The organism is Burkholderia sp. MSMB0856, from assembly GCF_001524645.2.
GTDB lineage: Bacteria > Pseudomonadota > Gammaproteobacteria > Burkholderiales > Burkholderiaceae > Burkholderia > Burkholderia diffusa.
This window is the reverse complement of sequence record NZ_CP013427.1, coordinates 2741875-2764398: the sequence shown is the minus strand read 5'-3', so window position 1 is coordinate 2764398 and position 22524 is coordinate 2741875. Positions and strand designations below refer to the sequence as shown.

General features: G+C 66.2%; 20 protein-coding genes and 1 pseudogene. 12 read left to right on the top strand and 9 right to left on the bottom strand.

Annotated elements, in window-relative coordinates:
* The first annotated feature begins 51 nt into the window (after positions 1 to 51).
* On the top strand, positions 52 to 822 hold the full coding sequence (locus WS87_RS14145; RefSeq protein ID WP_059820927.1) for a COG4705 family protein: 771 nt from the start codon (positions 52 to 54) through the stop codon (positions 820 to 822).
* 54 nt (positions 823 to 876) lie between these two features.
* On the opposite strand, the gene dut is transcribed toward WS87_RS14145, so the two are convergent.
* The 5 genes from dut to WS87_RS14120 all read right to left on the bottom strand — a co-directional run bounded on the left by dut (position 877) and on the right by WS87_RS14120 (position 7093).
* Positions 877 to 1323 (bottom strand): dUTP diphosphatase, encoded by a 447-nt coding sequence (dut, locus tag WS87_RS14140; RefSeq protein ID WP_059468295.1) that lies wholly within the window; start codon positions 1321 to 1323, stop codon positions 877 to 879.
* Between the two features lie 55 nt (positions 1324 to 1378).
* Positions 1379 to 2590, bottom strand: a complete 1212-nt coding sequence (coaBC, locus tag WS87_RS14135) for a bifunctional phosphopantothenoylcysteine decarboxylase/phosphopantothenate--cysteine ligase CoaBC (RefSeq protein WP_059820926.1) — start codon at positions 2588 to 2590, stop codon at positions 1379 to 1381.
* Between the two features lie 67 nt (positions 2591 to 2657).
* Positions 2658 to 3158, bottom strand: a complete 501-nt coding sequence (gene lspA, locus WS87_RS14130; protein WP_059527727.1) for a signal peptidase II — start codon at positions 3156 to 3158, stop codon at positions 2658 to 2660.
* A 2-nt stretch (positions 3159 to 3160) separates the two neighbouring features.
* Positions 3161 to 5998, bottom strand: coding sequence for an isoleucine--tRNA ligase (gene ileS / locus WS87_RS14125; RefSeq protein WP_059820925.1), 2838 nt, complete (start codon positions 5996 to 5998; stop codon positions 3161 to 3163).
* Between the two features lie 102 nt (positions 5999 to 6100).
* Positions 6101 to 7093, bottom strand: coding sequence for a bifunctional riboflavin kinase/FAD synthetase (locus WS87_RS14120; protein ID WP_059527721.1), 993 nt, complete (start codon positions 7091 to 7093; stop codon positions 6101 to 6103).
* A 123-nt stretch (positions 7094 to 7216) separates the two neighbouring features.
* Here WS87_RS14120 and purN point away from each other — a divergent pair, with 123 nt between their 5' ends.
* From purN to nadC, 6 genes are all read left to right on the top strand, one after another.
* Positions 7217 to 7879, top strand: coding sequence for a phosphoribosylglycinamide formyltransferase (gene purN, locus WS87_RS14115; protein ID WP_059527718.1), 663 nt, complete (start codon positions 7217 to 7219; stop codon positions 7877 to 7879).
* A complete protein-coding gene (locus WS87_RS14110; protein ID WP_059692217.1) occupies positions 7876 to 9138 on the top strand; it encodes an RsmB/NOP family class I SAM-dependent RNA methyltransferase in 1263 nt (420 codons plus the stop codon). Before purN ends, WS87_RS14110 begins: the two co-directional genes overlap by 4 nt.
* 18 nt (positions 9139 to 9156) lie before the next feature.
* The gene (locus WS87_RS14105) at positions 9157 to 10533 is read left to right on the top strand and encodes a mechanosensitive ion channel family protein (protein ID WP_082750784.1); all 1377 of its coding nucleotides are present in this window, start codon (positions 9157 to 9159) and stop codon (positions 10531 to 10533) included.
* 210 nt (positions 10534 to 10743) lie between these two features.
* Positions 10744 to 11940, top strand: coding sequence for a DesA family fatty acid desaturase (locus WS87_RS14100; RefSeq protein ID WP_059527709.1), 1197 nt, complete (start codon positions 10744 to 10746; stop codon positions 11938 to 11940).
* A 257-nt stretch (positions 11941 to 12197) separates the two neighbouring features.
* A complete protein-coding gene (gene nadA / locus WS87_RS14095) occupies positions 12198 to 13334 on the top strand; it encodes a quinolinate synthase NadA (RefSeq protein ID WP_059820932.1) in 1137 nt (378 codons plus the stop codon).
* Positions 13331 to 14212 (top strand): carboxylating nicotinate-nucleotide diphosphorylase, encoded by an 882-nt coding sequence (gene nadC, locus WS87_RS14090; protein WP_059820923.1) that lies wholly within the window; start codon positions 13331 to 13333, stop codon positions 14210 to 14212. The genes nadA and nadC overlap by 4 nt, the downstream gene beginning before the upstream one ends.
* 90 nt (positions 14213 to 14302) lie before the next feature.
* Here nadC and nadB read toward each other — a convergent pair whose 3' ends face one another.
* From nadB to radC, 4 genes are all read right to left on the bottom strand, one after another.
* On the bottom strand, positions 14303 to 15889 hold the full coding sequence (gene nadB, locus WS87_RS14085; RefSeq protein WP_059692220.1) for an L-aspartate oxidase: 1587 nt from the start codon (positions 15887 to 15889) through the stop codon (positions 14303 to 14305).
* Between the two features lie 160 nt (positions 15890 to 16049).
* Positions 16050 to 16217, bottom strand: a complete 168-nt coding sequence (rpmG, locus tag WS87_RS14080; RefSeq protein WP_006478046.1) for a 50S ribosomal protein L33 — start codon at positions 16215 to 16217, stop codon at positions 16050 to 16052.
* A gap of 17 nt (positions 16218 to 16234) precedes the next feature.
* On the bottom strand, positions 16235 to 16468 hold the full coding sequence (gene rpmB / locus WS87_RS14075) for a 50S ribosomal protein L28 (RefSeq protein WP_004186391.1): 234 nt from the start codon (positions 16466 to 16468) through the stop codon (positions 16235 to 16237).
* Positions 16469 to 16706: 238 nt separating this feature from the next.
* Positions 16707 to 17486: a RadC family protein gene (gene radC / locus WS87_RS14070; RefSeq protein ID WP_059820922.1), complete on the bottom strand. Its 780-nt coding sequence runs from the start codon at positions 17484 to 17486 to the stop codon at positions 16707 to 16709.
* A gap of 135 nt (positions 17487 to 17621) precedes the next feature.
* On the opposite strand from radC, the gene WS87_RS14060 reads away from it, so the two are divergent.
* The 5 genes and pseudogenes from WS87_RS14060 (at position 17622) to WS87_RS14040 (ending at position 22518) form a co-directional block, all read left to right on the top strand.
* Entirely contained in the window at positions 17622 to 18077 is a 456-nt protein-coding gene (locus WS87_RS14060; RefSeq protein ID WP_059468284.1) for an FKBP-type peptidyl-prolyl cis-trans isomerase, read from the top strand.
* A gap of 2 nt (positions 18078 to 18079) precedes the next feature.
* Positions 18080 to 19060, top strand: a complete 981-nt coding sequence (gene ispH / locus WS87_RS14055; RefSeq protein WP_006488968.1) for a 4-hydroxy-3-methylbut-2-enyl diphosphate reductase — start codon at positions 18080 to 18082, stop codon at positions 19058 to 19060.
* Between the two features lie 271 nt (positions 19061 to 19331).
* Positions 19332 to 20167: pseudogene (locus WS87_RS14050) on the top strand (branched-chain amino acid ABC transporter).
* A 211-nt stretch (positions 20168 to 20378) separates the two neighbouring features.
* Positions 20379 to 21329 carry a branched-chain amino acid ABC transporter permease gene (locus WS87_RS14045; protein ID WP_059468282.1) on the top strand — a complete coding sequence of 317 codons (951 nt, stop codon included), beginning with the start codon at positions 20379 to 20381 and terminating at the stop codon, positions 21327 to 21329.
* A 19-nt stretch (positions 21330 to 21348) separates the two neighbouring features.
* Complete coding sequence (locus WS87_RS14040; RefSeq protein ID WP_059820921.1) at positions 21349 to 22518, top strand: ABC transporter permease subunit; 1170 nt, start codon at positions 21349 to 21351, stop codon at positions 22516 to 22518.
* The last annotated feature ends 6 nt before the right edge of the window (positions 22519 to 22524 follow it).

Below are 22524 nucleotides of genomic sequence, written 5' to 3'. Positions count from 1 at the left end.
GATCCGGGCTGGCGCAGGCCAGTCCGTCGCCATCTGTAAAAAGGGGTTCGAATGAACAAACTTCCTGAAATCACGCTCGCGTTCTGGATCATGAAGATCTGCGCGACGACGCTCGGCGAGACCGGCGGCGACCTGCTGTCGATGACCCTGAACGTCGGCTATGCGGTGAGCTCGATCCTGCTGTTCGGTTTCTTTCTCGTGACGCTGGGCGCCCAGCTCAGAACGACGCAGTATCGTCCGGCGATCTACTGGGCGGTGATCGTCGCGACGAGCACTGCCGGCACGACGATGTCCGATTTCATGGACCGGACGCTCGGCCTCGGCTATGCCGCCGGCTCGTCGATTCTCGTCGCGATCCTGCTGGCGATCTTCGCGGTATGGCGGCTGAGCGGCGAATCGCTGTCGGTCGACCTGATCCGTACGCGCAAGGTCGAACTGCTGTACTGGATCGCGATCCTGTTCTCGAACACGCTCGGCACCGCGCTCGGCGATTTCCTCGCGGACAGCTCGGGCCTCGGCTTCGGCGGCGGCGCGCTGCTGATCGGCGGACTGCTCGCATTGATCGTTCTGGCCCACTATTTCACGCGCATTTCGGGCGTGCTGCTGTTCTGGGCCGCGTTCGTGCTCACGCGTCCGTTCGGGGCGACGGTCGGCGACCTGCTGACGAAACCGGTTGCCAAGGGCGGACTCGCGCTCGGCACCGTCGGATCGTCGGCGGTGCTGCTCGGCGTACTCGTCGCGATGGTGATCTACGCGATCATCGTGCAGGCGCGGCGACGCGAGCTCATGCCCGCGCGGATTGCGCAGACGGCCGATCGGTGAACGGTTGCCGAAAAAGGAAAGGGGCCGTGAGGCCCCTTTTTTGCGTGGCGTCGTTCAGTGTCGGCCGGTGCTGCCGAAGCCGCCTTCGCCGCGATCGCTTTGCGCGAAGTCGTCGACGATGTTGAATTGCGCCTGCACGACCGGCACGATCACGAGCTGAGCGAGCCGCTCGAACGGGTTCAGCACGAACTCGGTCTGGCCGCGGTTCCATGTCGAGATCATCAGCTGGCCCTGGTAGTCGGAATCGATCAGACCGACGAGGTTGCCGAGCACGATGCCGTGCTTGTGGCCGAGGCCCGAGCGCGGCAGGATCAGCGCCGCGTAGCCCGGATCTGCGAGGTGGATCGCGAGGCCCGTCGGCACGAGCGTCGTTTCGCCCGGCTGCAGCGTGACGGGCGCGTCGAGACACGCGCGCAGGTCGAGGCCCGCGCTGCCGGTGGTGGCGTAGGCGGGCAGGTAGTCGCGCATGCGCGCGTCGAGAATCTTCAGATCGAGTTTCATGCGGTCGTCGAATCGGTCGGGAAGGGCGCGGCGGCGCGGGCCGCCGCGCGGGTGATCAGATCAGGCGGTTGTCCGGCAGGCGCTTCGCGATTTCCGCGACGAGCACGTGCGCGAGTTCGTCCTTCGGGGCGCGCGGCAGGCGCGTGAGGCCGGCCGCCTCGAACAGCACGACTTCATTGTCGTCGCGGCCGAACGTCAGCGGGCCGAGATTGCCGACCAGGAGCGGCACGTTCTTGCGCTTGCGCTTCTCGTCGCCGTGCACGTCGAGGTCGCCGCTTTCGGCCGCGAACCCGACGCAATACGGCGGATCGGGCAGCGCCGCGACCGACGCGAGGATGTCCGGGTTCTCGACGAACGCGAGCGCCGGCATCTTGCGGTCGGCCGTCTTCTTCATCTTGTGCTCGGCCGGACGATCGACGCGCCAGTCGGCGACCGCGGCCACCGCGATGAAGATGTCGGCGTCGGACACGGCTTGCATCACCGCGTCGTACATCTGCTGTGCCGTCTGCACGTCCTGGCGGTATACGCCCCACGGCGTGTCGAGCGCGACCGGCCCCGCGACGAGATGCACGTCGGCGCCGGCCTGCTGCGCGGCGCGCGCGAGCGCGAAGCCCATCTTGCCGCTCGAGCGGTTCGTGAGGCCGCGCACCGGATCGAGCGGCTCGAACGTCGGGCCGGCCGTGATCAGCACGCGACGGTGCGCGAGCACCTTCGGCGCGAAGTGCGCGACGATCGCTTCGTAGATCGCCTCGGGTTCGAGCATGCGTCCGTCGCCGACTTCGCCGCACGCCTGCGCGCCCGAATCGGGGCCGAGCACCGTCACGCCGTCGGCGCGCAGTTGCGCGGCGTTGCGTTGCGTGGCCGGGTTCTGCCACATCTGGCGGTTCATCGCAGGCACGACGAGCAGCGGGCAGTCGCGCGCGATGCACAGCGTCGACAGCAGGTCGTCAGCGAACCCGTGCGCGAGCTTCGCGAGGAAATCCGTCGACGCGGGCGCGATCACGATCGCGTCGGCTTCGCGCGACAGGTCGATGTGCGCCATGTTGTTGTCGATGCGCGCATCCCACTGGCTCGTGTAGACGGGCCGGCCGGACAGCGCCTGCATCGTCACGGGCGTGATGAACTGCGTGGCGGCTTCGGTCATCGCGACCTGCACGGTCGCGCCCGCCTTCGTCAGCAGCCGGGTGAGCTCGGCGATCTTGTAGCAGGCGATGCCGCCCGTCAGGCCGAGAACGAGGTGTTTTCCTGCGAGTTCTGCGTGTGCCAACTCAGGCCTCCAAGGGTCAAACGGAACGGCCGGCGCGAAGCCGGCCGTCGACACCGAGTATGCGCGCTCAGCGCGAGCCGCGCACGCGACGCAGTTCGTCGTAGATCAGCAGCACCGCACCGATCGTGATCGCGGAATCGGCGAGGTTGAACGCCGGGAAGTGCCAGGCGCCGAGGTGGAAATCGAGAAAGTCGATCACGTGGCCGTAGATCAGCCGGTCGATCACGTTGCCGAGCGCGCCGCCGAGGATCAGCGCGAGCGACAGGCTGAACAGCCGCTGCTGGCCGTGACGGCGCAGCAGGAAGCAGATCACGAGCGTCGCGCCGATGCCGAGCGCGGTGAACGCCCAGCGCTGCCAGCCGCTCGCAGTCGACAGGAAGCCGAACGCGGCGCCGCGGTTGTACACCAGCACGAGGTTGAAGAACGACGTCAGCGCATGCTGCGCGCCGTACGCGAACGTTTTCAGGATCGCGATCTTCGACAGCTGGTCGAACAGAATCACGATCAGCGAAATGCCGAGCCAGGGCGCGAGCGCGCCGCTGGCCGGTTTCGACACAGTCTTCGCCATATTCAAGCAGCGCTCCGGTTTTCGCCGTTTTCAAACAGGTTCGAGAAGCAGCGGCCGCACAGCGTCGGATGATCGGCGTGCGCGCCGACGTCCTCGCGGTAGTGCCAGCAGCGTTCGCACTTCTGGTACTTCGACGCCGCGACGTCGACGCTTTCCTGCGCTTCGTCGTCGACCTTCACGACCGTCGCCGCCGACGTGATCAGCACGAACTTCAGATCTTCGCCGAGGCTCGCGAGGGCGTCGTAGCGCGCACCGCTCGCATGCACGGCCACTTCCGCCTGCAGCGACGAACCGATGCGGTTCGCGGTGCGTGCCTCCTCGAGCGCCTTCGTCACGTTGCCGCGCACGTCGCGCAGCAGCGCCCACTTCTCGATCAGCGCGGCCGCGCCGGCGACTTCCGGATACGTGTAGTAGGTTTCCGTGAACACGGTGTCGCTGGCCGGCTGGAACACCTTCCACGCTTCTTCCGCGGTGAACGACAGGAACGGCGCGAGCACGCGCAGCAGCCCGTGCGTCAGGTGGTACAGCGCGGTCTGCGCGGAGCGACGGGCGCGCGAATCGGGCGCGCTCGTGTACAGGCGGTCCTTCAGCACGTCGAGGTAGAAGCCGCCGAGGTCTTCCGAGCAGTACGTCTGCAGCTTCGCGACGACCGGATGGAACTCGTACTTCTCGTAGTGGCCGAGCAGTTCCGTCTGCAGTTGCGCGGAGAACGCGACCGCGTAGCGGTCGATCTCGAGCCATTCGCCGACCGGCACCGCGTGCTGCGCGAAGTCGAAGTCCGACAGGTTCGCGAGCAGGAAGCGCAGCGTGTTGCGGATGCGGCGATAGCCTTCCGTCACGCGCTTCAGGATTTCCTCGGAGATCGCGAGCTCGCCCGAATAGTCGGTCGACGCGATCCACAGGCGGATGATTTCCGCGCCGAGACGGTTCGCGACTTCATGCGGGTCGATGCCGTTGCCGAGCGACTTGCTCATCTTGCGGCCTTCGCCGTCGACCGTGAAGCCGTGCGTGAGCAGGCCCTTGTACGGCGCGCGGCCGTCGATCATCGACGCGGTCAGCAGCGACGAGTGGAACCAGCCGCGGTGCTGGTCCGAGCCTTCGAGGTACAGGTCGGCCGGGAACTGCAGCTGATCCTTGTGCGAGCCGCGCAGCACGTGCCAGTGCGTCGTGCCCGAGTCGAACCACACGTCGAGCGTGTCGCGGTTCTTTTCGTACAGGTTCGCGTCGTCGCCGATCAGCTCGCGCGGGTCGAGCGTCTGCCACGCCTCGATGCCCGACTGCTCGACGCGTTTCGCGACTTCCTCGAGCAGCTCGAGCGTGCGCGGGTGCAGCTCGCCGGTTTCCTTGTGCACGAAGAACGCCATCGGCACGCCCCATTGGCGCTGGCGCGACAGCGTCCAGTCGGGACGGTTCGCGATCATGCTGAACAGGCGCTGCTTGCCCCACGACGGATAGAACGCGGTCGCCTCGACGCCTTCGAGCGCGGTTTCACGCAGCGTCTTGCCGTCGTCGCGCGGCGTGACGTCCATGCCGGCGAACCACTGCGACGTCGCGCGATAGATGATCGGCGTCTTGTGGCGCCAGCAGTGCATGTAGCTGTGCGTGTACTTCTCGCTGCGCAGCAGCGAGCCGGCTGCGTTCAGCGCGTCGACGATCTTCGGGTTCGCGTCCCAGATCGACAGGCCGCCGAACAGCGGCAGCGATTCAATGTAGCGGCCGTCGCCCATCACCGGGTTGATGAAGTCCGAATCGGTCATCCCGTGCGCCTTGCACGACTGGAAGTCCTCGATGCCGTAGGCCGGCGACGAGTGCACGACGCCGGTACCCGTGTCGGTCGTCACGTAGTCGCCGAGGTAGACGGGCGCGGTGCGCTTGTAGCCGGGGTGGGCCGATGCGAGCGGGTGGTGGAAGCGCAGGTTCGCGAGCTTCACGCCGGGCGCGGTCGCGACGACGCGGCCCGTCAGCTGGAAGTCGGCCATGCAGGCCTCGACGCGTTCTTCCGCGATGATCAGCAGCCCGCGCTCGGTGTCGACCAGCGCGTAGACGATTTCCGGATGGAGGTTCAGCGCCTGGTTGGCGGGGATCGTCCACGGCGTGGTGGTCCAGATCACGATGCCGCCGTCGGCGCGCGGCAGCGCCGGCAGGCCGAACGCCTGCGCGGTCTTTTCCGGTTCCGCGAACGCGAACATCACGTCGATCGTCGGGTCGGTGCGGTCCTTGTACTCGACTTCCGCCTCGGCGAGTGCCGAGCCGCAGTCGAAGCACCAGTTCACCGGCTTCAGCCCGCGATACACGTAGCCCTTCTCGATGATCTTGCCGAGCGCGCGGATCTCTTCCGCCTCGTTGACGAAGTTCATCGTCTTGTACGGGTTCGACCAGTCGCCGAGCACGCCGAGGCGCTTGAAGCCGACCTTCTGCTTCTCGATCTGCTCGGTCGCGTACGCGCGCGCCTTGCTCATCACTTCGGCCGCCGGCAGCGACTTGCCGAACTGCTTCTCGATCTGGATCTCGATCGGCATCCCGTGGCAATCCCAGCCCGGCACGTACGGCGCGTCGAAGCCGGCCATGTTGCGCGACTTCACGACGATGTCCTTCAGGATCTTGTTGACCGCGTGACCGAGGTGGATGTCGCCGTTCGCATACGGGGGGCCGTCGTGCAGGATGAACTTCGGCCGGCCCTGGCTGGCCTCGCGGATCTTCTCGTAGATGCCGCGCTCTTCCCATTCCTTGACCCACTGCGGTTCGCGCTTGGGCAGGTCGCCGCGCATCGGGAACGGCGTGTCGAGCAGGTTGACCGGATACTTGGCCTGCGGTTTCGAATCGGCTTTCTTGTTGCTCATGATGGGATCGCTATCTAAATCGGGGGACGCTCGTGCGTCGTGAATCGGGGATGCGCGCGTGTCGGCGGCGCGAGGGTGCGGCGCGGGGCGCCGCCGGCCGGATCAGCTAATTCGGTCGGTGGCCGATGTCGCGAAGCCGGTCGCGCGGCTGCCCGGCGCGCGGTCGCGCTCGATGAAGTACGCGCGCGCGTTCGCGACGTCCAGCGCGATCGCGCGCGACAGCGCCTCGAGATCGTCGAACTTCGCCTCGTCGCGCAGCTTCTTCAGGAATTCGACGCGGATGAGCTTGCCGTACGCGTCGCCGTGCCAGTCGAGCAGGTGGACTTCGAGCAGCACGCGGCCGGAATCGTCGACGGTCGGACGCAGCCCGAGGCTCGCGACGCCCGGCAGCGGGGCGGGGCCCAGGCCGTGCACCTGCACGACGAAGATGCCCGCGAGCGCCGGCCGCTTGTGTGCGATCGGCAGGTTCAGGGTCGGGAAGCCGAGGTCGCGGCCGAGCTTCAGCCCGTGCGCGACGTGGCCGCTGATCGCATAGCCGTGGCCAAGCGCCTGCGCGGCCGCGTCGAGATCGCCCGCAGCGAGCGCGGCGCGCACGCCCGAGCTGGAGATGCGCGTGCCGTCGCTGCCGGCGACCGTGCCCATCTGCTCGACCTCGAAGCCGTACTGCTCGCCGGCCGCCTTCAGCGTGTCGAAGGTGCCCGCGCGCTTCGCGCCGTAGCAGAAATCGTCGCCGACCATCATCCAGCGCGTGTGCAGCCCGCCGACCAGCGTGCGTTCGACGAACGCCTGCGGCGACTGGCTCGCGAACGTATGGTTGAAGTGCTCGACGACGACGCGGTCGACCCCGTGTTCGCGCAGCGCTTCCAGCTTGTCGCGCAGCATCGCGATGCGCGGCGGCGCGCCGGCAGGGTTGAAGAATTCGCGCGGATGCGGCTCGAAGGTCATCACGCACACGGGCAGGCCGCGCGCGTCCGCTGCCGCGCGCACGCGCGCGAGCAGGGCCTGGTGGCCGCGATGGACACCGTCGAAGTTGCCGATCGTCAGCGCGCACGGCGCGCGGCTCTCGGCGTTGGGCAGGCCGCGGAAGACTTTCACGATAGCGGATGCAGCGTCGGGGGAATGGGCGGTGGGATGCCGCAAAGCAGAAGATTATAAACGTTCGGGCGGCCCGGCGGCCGAGAAGGGGGGAAACGCGGGGGCGAATGGTAAAATTCGCGGATGAAAAAACTCGTGATCCTGATTTCCGGTCGCGGCAGCAACATGGAGGCCATCGTCCGCGCGTGCGCGCAGGAGCGCTGGCCGGCCGAGGTCGCTGCCGTGATCGCCAACCGGCCCGACGCGGCCGGCCTGGCTTTTGCCGCGTCGCACGGGGTGGCGACCGCGGTGGTCGACCACCGGTCGTTCGACAGCCGCGACAGCTTCGACGCGGCGCTCGCCGCCGAGATCGACCGCTTCGCGCCCGATCTCGTCGTGCTCGCCGGCTTCATGCGCATCCTTACGCCCGATTTCGTCAGACGATATGAAGGCCGGCTGCTGAACATCCACCCGTCGCTGCTGCCGAGCTTCAAGGGCATCCACACGCACCAGCAGGCGCTGGATGCCGGCGTCGCGCTGCATGGCGCGAGCGTGCATTTCGTGATTCCCGAACTCGACAGCGGCGCGATCGTCGCGCAGGGCGCGGTGCCCGTGCGCGCCGGCGACGACGCGGCCGCGCTCGCGCAGCGCGTGCTGACGGTCGAGCACGTGCTGTATCCGCGTGCGGTGCGCTGGTTCGTCGAGGGGCGCCTGCGCCTCGAGAACGGCCGGGCAGTGGTGGCGCCGGAAGAGGCGCGCTGGATTTTCGCGGATCAACCGCATACCGAAACGAGCGAGGGCGTATGAAGCTGCACGGATTCCTGATTGGCCAGACCGAGACCTTGCTGGCCGAGGTGCTGAAGTTCACCGGCCCCGCCGACGCGACCACGAGCCGGTTCTTCCGCGCGCACCCGAAGCTCGGCCATGCCGAGCGCGGCGTGATCGCCGAGGCGGTGTTCGCGGTGCTGCGCCGGAAGATGGAGTTTTCGCACCTGGCCGAGAGCGGCACGGGCAGCCCCGCGCGGCGCCTGACGTTGCTCGGCCTGATGCAGACGCTCGGCCGCAATGCGCTCAAGCCGTTCGTGTCCGACACCGAGGCCGCGTGGCTCGAGCACGTGTCGAAGATCGATCCGGCGAGCCTGCCGGTGCGCGTGCGCACGAACCTGCCGGACTGGATCTACCAGGCGCTGTCGGCCCGTTTCGACGCCGAGGAGCTCGCGCAGCTCGCCGCGGCGCTGAACTACCCGGCGCCGCTGGACCTGCGCGCCAACGCGCAGAAGGCGACGCGCGAACAGGTGATCGACGCGCTGCGCGCGAACGGCATCGACGCGGGCGAGACGCCGTTCGCGCCGCAGGGCGTGCGCGTCGTCGGCAAGCCGGCGCTCACGCGCCTGAAGCTGTTCGAGGAAGGCCAGATCGAGGTGCAGGACGAGGGCAGCCAGTTGCTGTGCTCGCTGGTCGCGCCGCGTCGCGGCGAGATGGTCGTCGATTTCTGCGCGGGCGCCGGCGGCAAGACGCTCGCGCTCGGCGCGATGATGCGCTCGACCGGGCGCCTGTATGCGTTCGACGTGTCGGAAAAGCGCCTGACGAAGCTGAAGCCGCGCCTCGCGCGCAGCGGGCTGTCGAACGTGAATCCGGTGCTGATCGACAGCGAGCACGACGCGAAGATCAAGCGGCTCGCCGGCAAGATCGACCGCGTGCTGGTCGACGCGCCGTGCAGCGGCCTCGGCACGCTGCGTCGCAACCCCGACCTCAAGTGGCGCCAGACGCGCACGTCGATCGAGGAGCTCACGCCGAAGCAGGCGTCGATCCTCGCGAGCGCCGCGCGTCTCGTGAAGAAGGGCGGCCGGCTCGTCTATGCGACCTGCAGCGTGCTCGACGCGGAGAACGAAGCGATCGTCGAGCAGTTCCTCGCCGATCATCCGGACTTCGTGCTGGTGCCCGCGCAGAAGGTGCTGGCCGACCAGCGCATCGAGCTCGAGACCGGCGACTACCTGTCGCTGTGGCCCCACCGCCATGCGACCGACGGCTTCTTCGCCGCGGTCCTCGAACGACGCGCGCAGTAACGGCAGGACCCACGGATGATGCAGAACCGCCTGCTGTCGCACCGGCTCGCGTCGGTGATCCGCGACTTCAACCAGCCCGTGATGATCTGGCAGGCGGCGATCCTCGTCGGCGCGCTGTGTTTCGCGTGGGTCGCCGCGCGCTTCGTGCACGGCCGCATCGACGCGCGCCGGCGCGCGGCCGGCCGGACGCCGGGTGCCGGTGCGCAAAGCCTGAAGCGCGCGCTGTTCCCGCTGTTCGGCGGCCTGTTCGTGCTGGCCGCGCAGCTTGGGTTCGACCCGTTCATGTCGACGTCGCTCCTGTCGCTCGCGCTCGTGCCGCTGTTCGGCATCGGGCTCATCTACGTGCTGTTCTTCTTCGCGCGGCGCGTGTTCGCGCGCGACGGCCACACGCATGCGTGGCTGTCGATCGTCGAGAAGATCGTGTCGGTGATCGTGTGGGCGGCGATGGTGCTGACCGTGCTCGGGATCCAGCGCGACGTGATCGCGTGGCTCGACAGCGTGCAGTTCCGCGTCGCGAATGCGCACCTGACGCTGCTGTCGGTGATTTCCGGCGCGTTGTGGGTGTGCGTGACGCTGATGGTCGCGATGTGGCTCGGCTCGGTGCTGGAGGAGCGCCTCGCGCGCGCCGCCACGCTCGACGCGAACCTGAAGGTCGTGATGTCGCGGGTCGGCCGCGCGCTGCTCGTGTTCGCGGCGATCCTGATCGGGCTGTCGCTCGTCGGCATCGACGTGACGGTGCTCGGCGTGTTCGGCGGGGCGGTGGGCGTCGGCCTCGGCTTCGGGCTGCAGAAGATCGCCAGCAATTACGTGTCGGGCTTCATCATCCTGCTCGACCGCTCGCTGCGGCTCGGCGACGCGATCAGCGTCGGCGGGCTGCAGGGCGTCGTCACGCAGATCCGCACGCGTTATACGGTCGTGCGCGGCCTCGACGGCAACGAGACGCTGATCCCCAACGAGAAACTGATCACCGATGTCGTGCAGAACCAGTCGTCGTACCTGACGCGCGGCTACGCGAAGGTCGCCGTGCAGGTTGCCTATACCAGCGACGTCGAGCAAGCGCTCTCGGTGCTCGCGGAAGCCGCGAAGGACGTGCCGCGCGTGCTCGCGGACCCGGCGCCGACCGCTTATCTGGTCAGCTTCGGCGCGGACGGGATCGATCTGGAGCTCGGCTTCTGGATCGAGGATTCGGCGAAAGGCACGTCGGGCGTGCGTTCGTCGGTGAACCGCAACATCTGGCGGCTTTTCGGCGAGCATGGCATCTCGATTCCGTTCCCGCAGCGCGAAGTGCGCGTGGTCGGCCTGCCGGACGGTCTGACCGCGACCGGCGCCGTAGCGGACGTGATGCCCGTGGCGGTGGTCGGCGGTGCGGCGGACGGGCGGGCGTCGGCGGCGTAGGCGCGAATCGGGCGAATCGGGCGGTCAGAACCGGATCGCCGCGCTTTCCCGGTCCGCCGATGGACTATTTGCGTTGCGTCAAGACAAGAAAATATTCATTTTTTACAAAGACTTGGAACGGTTGAAGTAAAATTCCGGTCTACACGCGGTATGCTTTCATTTTTATGACGTCGGCTTGCGCCGGCATCGCTCTCACCACAGGTAACTGCCTTGTTGAATTCCCTGCTCGATTTTCTTTCCCACGGGCTCCTGCGCTTTTCGTGGTGGCAGGTCGCGCTGTTCGCGCTCGCCGTCACGCACGTCACGATCATCGGTGTGACGGTCTACCTGCACCGCTGCCAGGCGCACCGCGCGCTGGAGCTGCACCCGATCGCGAGTCACTTCTTCCGTGCCTGGCTGTGGATGACGACCGGCATGCTGACGGGCCAGTGGGCCGCGATCCATCGCAAGCACCACGCGAAGTGCGAAACCGAGGAAGATCCGCACAGCCCGCAGACGCGCGGCATCTGGAAGGTGTTCCTCGAAGGCGCCGAGCTGTATCGTGCGGAAGCGAAGAACGAAGAAACGATGCGCAAGTTCAGCCACGGCACGCCGAATGACTGGATCGAGCGCAATCTGTACTCGAAGTACCCGATCCTCGGCGTGAGCCTGATGATGGTGATCGACATCGCGCTGTTCGGCGTGCTCGGCCTGACCGTGTGGGCCGTGCAGATGGTCTGGATCCCGTTCTGGGCCGCGGGTGTCGTGAACGGCTTCGGCCACTTCTGGGGCTACCGCAACTTCAACTCGGCCGATGCGAGCACGAACCTGTTCCCGTGGGGCATCGTGATCGGCGGCGAAGAGCTGCACAACAACCACCACACGTTCGCGACGTCGGCGAAGCTGTCGAACAAGTGGTACGAGTTCGACATCGGCTGGATGTACATCCGCATCATGTCGGCATTCGGTCTCGCGAAGGTGAAGAAGGTTGCGCCGACGCCGCGTCTGAACAAGCCGAAGACGGTGCTCGACCAGGAAACGCTGCAGGCCGTGCTGTCGAACCGTTACGAAGTGATGGCGCGCTACGGCAAGGCCGTGAAGCGTGCGTACCGCCAGGAGCTCGCGCATCTGAAGGAACTCGGTTCGAGCGAGAAGTACCAGCTGATGCGCGGCGCGCGCAAGTGGTTCCACAAGGACGCCGACGGCCTCGACGAGCCGCAGAAGAAGCTGCTGCCGGAGATTTTCGCGAACAGCCAGAAGCTGCATACGTACTTCCAGCTGCGCCAGGATCTGGCCGCGATCTGGGATCGCTCGACCGCCTCGCGCGAACAACTGCTCGCGCAATTGCAGGATTGGTGCCATCGCGCGGAACAAAGCGGCATCAAGGCGCTGCAGGAATTTGCGACGCGCCTGCGTCGCTACGCCTGATTCGAAATCGATTAGAATCTCAGGACGTCACAAACCCCGCGTTGGCGGGGTTTTTTCATTTGGGCGGCCGGTTTTCGAAGGGCGACCCGACGTGCCGGAATTCGCATGAGACTCGGGGCCGCGCCGACGTGGCGCCCCGGGGCAAGCGTAGAGGATGGGGCCAGAGCAGGTGCTCACGCGCTAGCTCTGGTCGACCGCGAAGCATGGGACCCGAGTAAGTGCTGAAGCACTAACTCTGGTCGACAGGAGATATGGAGATGCAATCGACGATCAAACCCGTCGAGTACGACCGGCCGATCTCGGCAGGGACCGTCTGCGGCGTGGGCCAGGCGTGGGCCAAGGTGCCCGAGGCACCGTCCGCCGAAGAACGCACCGCACTGAAGGCGCGCATCAAGGCGCTGCTCGCGCGTGAAAAGGCCGTGCTCGTCGCTCACTACTACGTGGATGCCGAGCTGCAGGAACTGGCCGACGAAACCGGCGGCTGCGTCGCCGATTCGCTCGAAATGGCCCGCTTCGGCCGCGACCACGACGCACAGACGCTCGTCGTCGCCGGCGTGCGCTTCATGGGCGAAACCGCGAAGATCCTGAGCCCCGGCAAGCGCGTACTGATGCCCGATCTCGACGCGACCTGCTCGCTCGATCTTGGCTGCCCGGTCGACGAATTCTCCGCGTTCTGCGATGCGCATCCCGACCGCACCGTCGTCGTCTACGCGAATACCAGCGCCGCCGTGAAGGCGCGCGCCGACTGGATGGTCACGTCGTCGATCGGCCTTGAGATCGTCGCCGACCTGCACGCACGGGGCGAGAAGATCATCTGGGCACCCGATCGCCATCTCGGCAGCTACATCCAGAAGAAAACCGGCGCGGACATGCTGTTGTGGCAGGGCTCGTGCCTCGTCCACGACGAATTCAAGGGCATCGAGCTCGACCTGTTGCGTGCCGAGTATCCGGACGCGAAGGTGCTCGTGCATCCCGAGTCGCCGGAAAACGTCGTCGCGCAGGCGGACGTCGTCGGCTCGACGACGCAGCTGATCGACGCTGCCGTGAAGTTCGACGCGACGCACTTCATCGTCGCGACCGACCTCGGCATCCTGCACAAGATGCAGCTCGCGGCGCCCGGCAAGACCTTCATCGCCGCGCCGACGGCCGGCAACAGCGCGACCTGCAAGAGCTGCGCCCATTGCCCGTGGATGGCGATGAACGGCCTCGCGAACCTCGCCGACGTGCTGGAGCGCGGTCACAACGAGATCTTCGTCGATCCCGCGATCGGCGCGCGCGCGCGTCTGCCGATCGACCGGATGCTCGATTTCGCAGCAGCGCACAAGAAGCGCGTGCAGGCGAGCGGCGATCTGCAGCGCGATCAGCAACTGTTTGCGAACGTGGGGGCTGCATGACCAGCGCAGTCTCTCCATTGTTCGAAGCCGTGCGCGCCCAATACGGCGCGGCATTCGACGAAGCGATCGCGCGCAACGTCGCCGATGCGATCGCCGAAGACGTCGGCACCGGCGACCAGACCGGGCGGCTCGTGCCGGCAGGCGAGCGGCGCCGTGCGCGCATCATCGTGCGCGAGGAGGCGGTTTTGTGCGGCGTGCCGTGGTTCGAGGCCGTCGTCGCGCGAATCGATCCGTCGATCGTCGTGCAGTGGCGGTATCGCGAAGGCGACCGGATGACGCCGGATTCGACGGTCTGCGAACTCGAAGGGCCGGCGCGCGCGCTGTTGACGGCCGAGCGCAACGGACTGAACTTCCTGCAACTGCTGTCGGGCGTCGCGAGCGCGACCCGTCGTTACGTCGATCGCGTCGAAGGCACGCGCGCGAAGATCCTCGATACGCGCAAGACCCTGCCGGGCCTGCGGCTCGCGCAGAAGTACGCGGTGCGCGTCGGCGGCGGCGAGAACCAGCGTCTCGCGCTGTACGACGGCATCCTGATCAAGGAAAACCATATCGCGGCAGCCGGCGGTGTCGGTGAAGCGCTCGATGCGGCGTTCGCGCTCGATGCCGGCGTGCCGGTGCAGGTCGAAGTCGAGACGCTCGCGCAGCTCGATACGGCGCTCGCGCATGGCGCGCAGTCGGTGCTGCTCGACAACTTCACGCTCGACATGATGCGCGAGGCGGTGCGTGTTGCGTCCGGCAAGGCCGTGCTCGAGGTGTCGGGCGGTGTCAATTTCGATACAGTGCGCACGTTTGCGGAGACGGGCGTCGACCGCATCTCGATCGGCGCGCTGACGAAGGACGTGCACGCGACCGACTATTCGATGCGGATCGTCGACTGATCGCACGACATACCGTCTGACGAAAAAAGCCGCTGGCGCGCAAACGCCAGCGGCTTTTTTCGTGGGCCGCAAGCCGGAAGGGCGTGCCGCTCAGCGGCGCGAGCGGGGCGTGAGCACACTCGGCAGCGCCTTCGGCAACGTGTGCGGCCAGTCGCGGCTGTAGTGCAGCCCGCGGCTTTCGCGGCGCGAATACGCACTCTTCACGATCAGCGTCGCGACGTCGACGAGATTGCGCAGTTCGAGCAGGTCGCGCGTCACGCGGAAGTTCGCGTAGTACTCGTGGATCTCGTCGCGCAGCAGCGACAACCGGTGCTTTGCGCGCTCGAGACGCTTGTCGGTACGCACGATGCCGACGTAGTTCCACATCAACCGGCGCAGTTCGTCCCAGTTGTGCGCCACGACGACTTCCTCGTCCGCATCCGACACGCGGCTTTCGTCCCATGCGGGCAGCGTGCCCGGCGTTTCGGCGTCGAAGCCGGCCGCCTCGATTGCCTCGGCTGCCGCGCGGCCGATCACGAGACATTCGAGCAGCGAATTGCTCGCAAGCCGGTTCGCACCGTGCAGCCCCGTGTACGACGTCTCGCCGACCGCATACAAGCCCGCGAGATCGGTGCGTCCCGCGAGGTCGGTGACGACGCCGCCGCACGTGTAGTGCGCGGCCGGCACGACCGGAATCGGCTGCTTCGCGATGTCGATGCCGAATTCGAGGCAGCGCGCGTGGATCGTCGGGAAGTGTTCGCGCAGGAAGGCTTCCGGCTGGTGGCTGATATCGAGATACACGCAGTCGATCCCGCGCTTCTTGATCTCGAAGTCGATCGCGCGCGCGACGATGTCGCGCGGCGCGAGTTCCGCGCGCGGATCGTGTGCGGGCATGAAGCGCGTGCCGTCCGGCAGCTTCAGCAGGCCGCCTTCGCCGCGCACGGCTTCCGAAATCAGGAACGATTTCGCGTACGGATGGAACAGGCAGGTCGGGTGGAACTGGATGAATTCCATGTTCGACACGCGGCAGCCCGCGCGCCACGCCATCGCGATGCCGTCACCGGTCGCGGTGTCGGGGTTCGTCGTGTACAGGTAGACCTTGCCGGCGCCGCCGGTCGCGAGCACCGTGTGCGGCGCCTCGATCGTGATCGTGCGATCGTTGTCGACGTCGAGCGCATACAGCCCGTGACAGCGGCGGCCGGGCAGCCCGAGCCGGTCCGACGTGATCAGGTCGATCGCATGGTGGTTTTCGAAGAACGTGATGTTCGGATGCTGGCGCGCGCGGTCGGACAGCGTCGCGAGCACCGCATGGCCGGTCGCGTCGGCCGCATGGATGATTCGACGGTGACTGTGGCCGCCTTCGCGCGTCAGATGGAAACCGAGCTCGGCCGCATCGTCTTTCGTGAACGGCACGCCTTGCGAGATCAGCCACTCGATCGCTTCGCGGCCGTGCTCGACGATGTAGCGCGTCGCGCCTTCGTCGCACAGGCCGCCGCCGGCGACCAGCGTGTCGTCGACGTGGTTCTCGATGCTGTCCGCCGAATCGAGGACGGCCGCGATGCCGCCTTGCGCGTTATCGCTTGCTCCCTCCATCATCGACCGTTTCGCGATCAGCGCGACACGTCGCGTGCTGGCCAGGTTGAGTGCGACCGACAGCCCTGCCAGGCCGCTGCCGACGATCGCCACGTCGAATTTCATGCTGCATCTCCATCGTTACGCTTTAGCTCTTGTGCGTTCCGTCGACCGTGGCCGCGGAAAGGGGAGAGCATACCGCGTCGGGCCCGCGCGTGCGCGCAAAACAAAAAGCCCCGCATGTGCGGGGCTTTTTGGTCGCCGTCAGGCTGGCAGAAACCGGAGATTACTTGATCTTGGTTTCTTTGTATTCCACATGCTTGCGGACGACGGGATCGAACTTCTTGATCGCCATCTTTTCCGGCATGTTGCGCTTGTTCTTCGTGGTCGTGTAGAAGTGACCCGTACCAGCGGTCGACTCGAGCTTGATCTTGTCGCGTGCGCCTTTTGCCATGATTGTGCTCCTTGGGCTTAGGCTTCGCCGCGTGCGCGCAGGTCAGCGAGCACGGAATCGATGCCGTTCTTGTCGATCAGGCGCAGGCCGGCGTTCGAGACGCGCAGGCGCACCCAGCGGTTTTCGCTCTCCACCCAGAACCGGCGGTTTTGCAGGTTCGGCAGGAAGCGGCGCTTCGTCTTGTTGTTTGCGTGGGAAACGTTGTTGCCGCTCATCGGCGCTTTCCCAGTTACTTGGCATACGCGTGCCATGAGAGCACTCCTAATACGCTAAATTCGGGGTTCGATCGCCGATGAAGGTTCCATCGTACCGCCACGTGATCCATGGCTGCACTCAGAACGCCGAAGCCTTTACAGACAAGGCCCTTCGATGGCTAGAACTGGTTGGAAAAAAGACAGACGACGATTCTAGCAGAAAAAGTTCAGAAAAATCAAACCTAATTTCGCTTCGTCGTTGCGGCCACCCCGGGGCGGGTCGCCGGGCCACAGTCTACAGCCAACCGGCGCGTGCGAACGAAAATGTATCGGCGGTGCCGACAACCACGTGATCGAGCAGCTTCGCGTCGACGAGCGCGAGCGCTTCGTGCAGCATGCGCGTCAGGCGGCGATCCTCCGCGCTCGGCTGCACCGCGCCGGACGGGTGATTGTGAGCGATGATCAGCGCGGCGGCATTCAGCATGAGCGCGCGCCGCACGATCTCGCGCGGATAGACAACCATTCGCGTCAGCGAGCCGCGGGCGCTCTCCTCCACGTCGATGAGACCGTGACGGGCGTCCAGGTACAGCGTGACGAACACCTCGTGCGGACGCGTGCCGATCCGGAGCCGCAGATAATCCTCGACCGCGCCTGGCGAGCCGATCTGCATCCGCTCGCGGGCTTTCTCGGCCAGTGCGCGCCGCACGATCTCCGTTACCGCGATCAGCACCGCCGAGCGCGCGGGGCCGATGCCGGGGTGCATGGCGAACGCGCCGGGCTCCGCGTCGAGCATGTCGCGCAGCGAATCGTCGAAACGTGCGAGCAGCGCGCGGGCGCTGGCGAACACGTCGTGGCCGCCGCCGCCCGTGCCGAGCAGCAGTGCGATCAGCTCCGCGTCGGTCAGCGCCGCCGGCCCACGTTCCAGCAAGCGCTCGCGCGGCAGATGGGGTTTCCAGTTTCGCGGGCGGCGCTTGCCCGGCGGCCTGGCTGCGTCGATGAGGCGGGCCGGAGCGACGGGGGCATCGGCGGTGTCGCGACATTCGGTCGCCGGTGCGGCGGGACAGGGTGACAGCATGATCCAGACTCCATTGGCGGCGGACGCGGGCGCGATGTCGTCGCACTTTCAGCCTTGCGCGCTCAGGTGACTTACAATATTGGCTTTGCGCCGGGCCTTTCGGCCAGTTCGGGCGCCGACGAACACGAGTCATTCATGAGCATCATCGATCTATCCGAAGTGAAGCCCGGTTCCCATGTCACGCTGCATTACCGGCTTGCATTGGCCGACGGCGCCGACATCGTCAACACCTTCTCCGACAAGCCCGCCACGCTGCTGCTCGGCGCGGGGCAACTGGCGCCCTCGCTGGAACAGATTCTGATCGGGCTCAGGGTGGGCGACCATTCGACTTATCAGCTAACGCCCGAGCAGGGGTTCGGTCCCCGCAATCCCGACATGCTCCAGCGCGTGACGCTGTCGACGCTGCGCGAGAACGGGATGGTCGGCGACGATTTCACGCCGGGCGACCTGATCGAGTTCAACGCGCCGGACGGCGGCCGCTATGCAGGGGTGCTGAAGGAAGTCAGCGAAACCTCGGCGCTGTTCGACTTCAATCATCCGCTCGCGGGCCAAGCGCTCACGTTCGAAGTGAAAATCATCGGAATCCTGTAACCATGAGCACCACCGATACGCTGTCCGGGCAGACCGTCGCCGCCGATGCCGAAATCCTGCTGGCCCAGCCGCGTGGCTTCTGCGCGGGCGTCGATCGCGCGATCGAGATCGTCGAGCGCGCGATCGCGATGCACGGTGCGCCGATCTACGTCCGTCACGAAATCGTCCACAACAAGTACGTGGTCGAGGATCTGAAGAAGAAAGGCGCGATCTTCGTCGAGGAACTCGAGGAAGTGCCGGCCGGCAACACCGTGATCTTCAGCGCGCACGGCGTGTCGAAGGCCGTGCGCGACGAGGCGGACGTGCGCGGGTTGCGCATTTACGACGCAACCTGCCCGCTCGTCACGAAGGTGCACGTCGAAGTGGCGAAGATGCGCCAGGACGGGGTCGACATCGTGATGATCGGCCACAAGGGCCATCCGGAAGTCGAGGGCACGATGGGGCAGGTCGAGCGCGGCATGCATCTCGTCGAAAGCGTCGAGGACGTGCAGAAGCTCGAGCTCGCCGATCCCGAGCGCATCGCGCTCGTTACGCAGACGACGCTGTCCGTGGACGACGCCGCCGAGATCATCGGCGCGCTGAAGGCGAAGTATCCGAAGATTCGCGAACCGAAGAAGCAGGACATCTGCTACGCGACGCAGAACCGCCAGGATGCGGTGAAGTTCATGGCGCCGCAGTGCGACGTCGTGATCGTCGTCGGCAGCCCGAACAGCTCGAATTCGAGCCGCCTGCGTGAAGTGGCCGAGAAGCGCGGCGTGGCCGCGTACATGGTCGACGCACCCGATCAGATCGATCCGGCATGGGTCGCCGGCAAGCGCCGCATCGGCGTGACGGCCGGCGCATCGGCGCCGGAAGTGCTCGCCCAGGCCGTGATCGCGCGGCTGCGCGAGCTCGGCGTGCGCAACGTCCGCGCACTCGACGGCATCGAGGAAAACGTGTCGTTTCCGCTGCCGCGCGGGCTGAACCTGCCGCCTGCCGCCTGATTGCCGCATCCGCACCCGCGATACCCCGAAGCGCGCCGTTTGGCGCGCTTTTTTTTGCGTTGCGAAAATGAGATCGCAACCATTATTCACACCAATGGTGCAACCCGGTTGCTATCGCTGCGCTTAACCGTCTCTCAAAAATGGTTGCAATGCAGGAAAACCCCATCGAATCAGGATTATTGGCGTCCTATAAATGGAGTTACAATGCGCCCGTTTTCAGGCCGGAATGGCTTTGAAATCGGGTTTTGGCAAGGCGCGGGAGACCTACTCGATGCATGTGAAGTTGGCTTACGCCATGTCCGTCGCCGCACCGGTTGCAATGCTTGCCGGCTGCAGCAAAAAGAGCGACGACGAGGCGGGCAGGGACGCTGCGGCACGCGCAGTACCGGCTGCCAGCGACGTGCGCGCTGCCGGAACCGGTCGTGCGGTGCCGTCGGCGTGCCGCGTTGCGCAATCGGACAGTGACAAGGACAACGGGGCACGTTTGGCGATCGAGGAAATCAACGCGCAGGGCTCGAAGATCGGCATGCATTCGGCACGGCGGGCAGCACGCGCCGGCGGCGCTGCCATCGACCGGGCGACGGGCATGCAGATTGTCCGACAACGAGCCGCGGACCGTGATGCGGCGACAGCAGGGCGCGTCGAACGACGGACGCCCGGGTTTCGGGGCAACGCAGGCGACGTGCAGATGTCACTGATCCCCTTTCATTTCGATTCGACGAAACAGCGTGTCGCCGCGACCCATCGCGTCGCGGCGGGCGGGCTGCTTCGTTTCACGGATTCCGACGCAGTCCTGACGAAAGTCGGGCGCCACCTTCGCGATGCCGGTTCGGGCGCCGCGCGGGCGGCGGTGGACGGCCCGCTTGCAGCGCAGGCGACGGCGTCCGGCATCGGAGTGCAAATCCTTGGCGACAACGGCATGTGCGCCGCCAAGGTGGTCGAGCCCGCGGGCGACGCGGCGCGGAACCTGATCTGCCCGGAAGCAGGGTTCGCCCCGGCCCGGACGGAAAAAGGCACGGCGTTCGGGCAACCGGACACCGTTGCGGCACGCTGCCCTACGACTTCAAGGAGGCCAAGTACACCGTCCTCGATGTCGTGACGATTTAGCGACGGGACTCATGATGGCACCGGAACAGTGCGGTGCCGTTTCTGTATCCGCTCCGGCGGCAGGTCCGGCCGTACAGGCCGGGCGGCGCGCGCCGGGACGATCCACCCTTACCGGTATCGACTAGTACCCGCAGTGTCGCCGAGAAGGCGCGATTCCTCGCTTACCCGCGGGGCGCAACGTCCTCCGGCAGCATGGGCCAAGGAGCTTTAAATGGATATTTTCATCCAGCAGATCCTCAACGGGCTGGTGCTCGGCAGTGTGTACGCCATCATCGCGTTGGGTTACACGATGGTGTACGGCATTCTCGGCATCATCAACTTCGCGCACGGCGACGTGCTGATGATCGGCGCGATGGTCGCCCTGTCGGCGATCACCGTGCTGCAGAACCATTTCCCCGGACTCGGCAACGTCGCGACGCTGACGATCGGTCTTGGCATCGCCGCCGTCGTCTGCGCGTGCGTGGGCTACACGATCGAACGTGTCGCGTACCGGCCGCTGCGCCGTGCGCCGCGTCTCGCCCCGCTGATCACCGCGATCGGCGTGTCGATCCTGCTGCAGACGGCCGCGATGATCATCTGGTCGCGCAACCCGCTGCCGTTCCCGCAATTGCTGCCGACCGATCCGATCAACGTGATCAAGGCGACCGACACGACGCCCGGCGCCGTGATCTCGGTGACTGAAATCGTGATCATCGCGGTGGCGTTCATCGTGATGGCAGGCCTCCTGCTGCTCGTGCACAAGACCAAGCTCGGCCGCGCGATGCGTGCGATTGCCGAAAGCCCGAACACCGCGAGCCTGATGGGCGTGAACCCGAACTTCGTGATTTCGGCGACGTTCATGATCGGCTCCGCGCTCGCCGCGCTGGCCGGCGTGATGATCGCGTCCGAATACGGCAACGTGCACTTCTACATGGGCTTCATCCCCGGCATGAAGGCGTTCACGGCGGCGGTGCTCGGCGGGATCGGCAACCTCGGCGGCGCGATGGTCGGCGGCGTGGTGCTCGGCCTGATCGAGCAGCTCGGCGCGGGTTACATCGGCAACCTCACGGGCGGCGTATTCGGCAGTAACTACCAGGACGTGTTCGCATTCATCGTGCTGATCATCGTGCTGGTGTTCCGTCCGTCGGGCCTGCTGGGTGAACGTGTCGCGGACCGCGCGTAACGGAAGGGGAGCAAACAACATGACATCCATTCAACCGATCGAATCCTCGACGTCGCTCGTCGAAGAACGCAACACGACGAAGACCGTCGTCATCGGCATCCTGACCGCGGCCTTCGTGATCGCGGCGCCGATCATCATCGGCTCGGCAGGCGGCAATTACTGGGTCCGCGTGCTCGACTTCGCGATGCTGTACGTGATGCTCGCGCTGGGTCTGAACGTGGTGGTCGGCTTCGCCGGCCTGCTCGACCTCGGCTACATCGCGTTCTACGCGGTGGGCGCGTACACGGCGGCGCTGCTGAGCTCGCCGCACCTGACCTCGCAGTTCGAGTGGATCGCGGCGCTCGCGCCGAACGGCCTGCACATCCCGTTCCTGATCATCGTGCCGATCGCGATGGCGCTGGCGGCGACCTTCGGGATCCTGCTCGGCGCGCCGACGCTGCGTCTGCGCGGCGACTACCTGGCGATCGTGACGCTCGGCTTCGGTGAAATCGTCCGGATCTTCATGAACAACCTCGACCGTCCGGTGAACATCACCAACGGCCCGAAGGGGATCACGGGCATCGATCCGGTGCACGTCGGCGGCTTCAACCTGTCGCAGACGCACTCGCTGTTCGGCTTCCAGCTGCCGTCGGTGTACATGTACTACTACCTGTTCGTGCTGTGCTCGCTGCTGGTGATCTGGACGTGTACGCGCCTGCAGCACTCGCGTATCGGCCGTGCCTGGGCCGCGATCCGCGAAGACGAAATCGCCGCGAAGGCGATGGGCATCAACACCCGTAACGTGAAGCTGCTCGCGTTCGCGATGGGTGCATCGTTCGGCGGCCTGTCGGGCGCGATGTTCGGTTCGTTCCAGGGCTTCGTGTCGCCGGAATCGTTCACGTTCTGGGAATCGATCGTCGTGCTGGCCTGCGTGGTGCTCGGCGGCATGGGCCACATTCCGGGCGTGATCCTCGGTGCGGTGCTGCTCGCGATCTTCCCGGAATTCCTGCGCTCGACGATGAGCCCGCTGCAGCATGCGATCTTCGGTCACGACATCGTCGATACCGAAGTGATCCGTCAGGCGCTGTATGGCCTCGCGATGGTGATCATCATGCTGTACCGCTCGGAAGGCCTGTGGCCGGCGCCGAAGCATGAGGACAAGATCGCGAAACTGGCGAAGCGCAACAGCAAGAAGCCGGTGCGCGCTTAACCAACG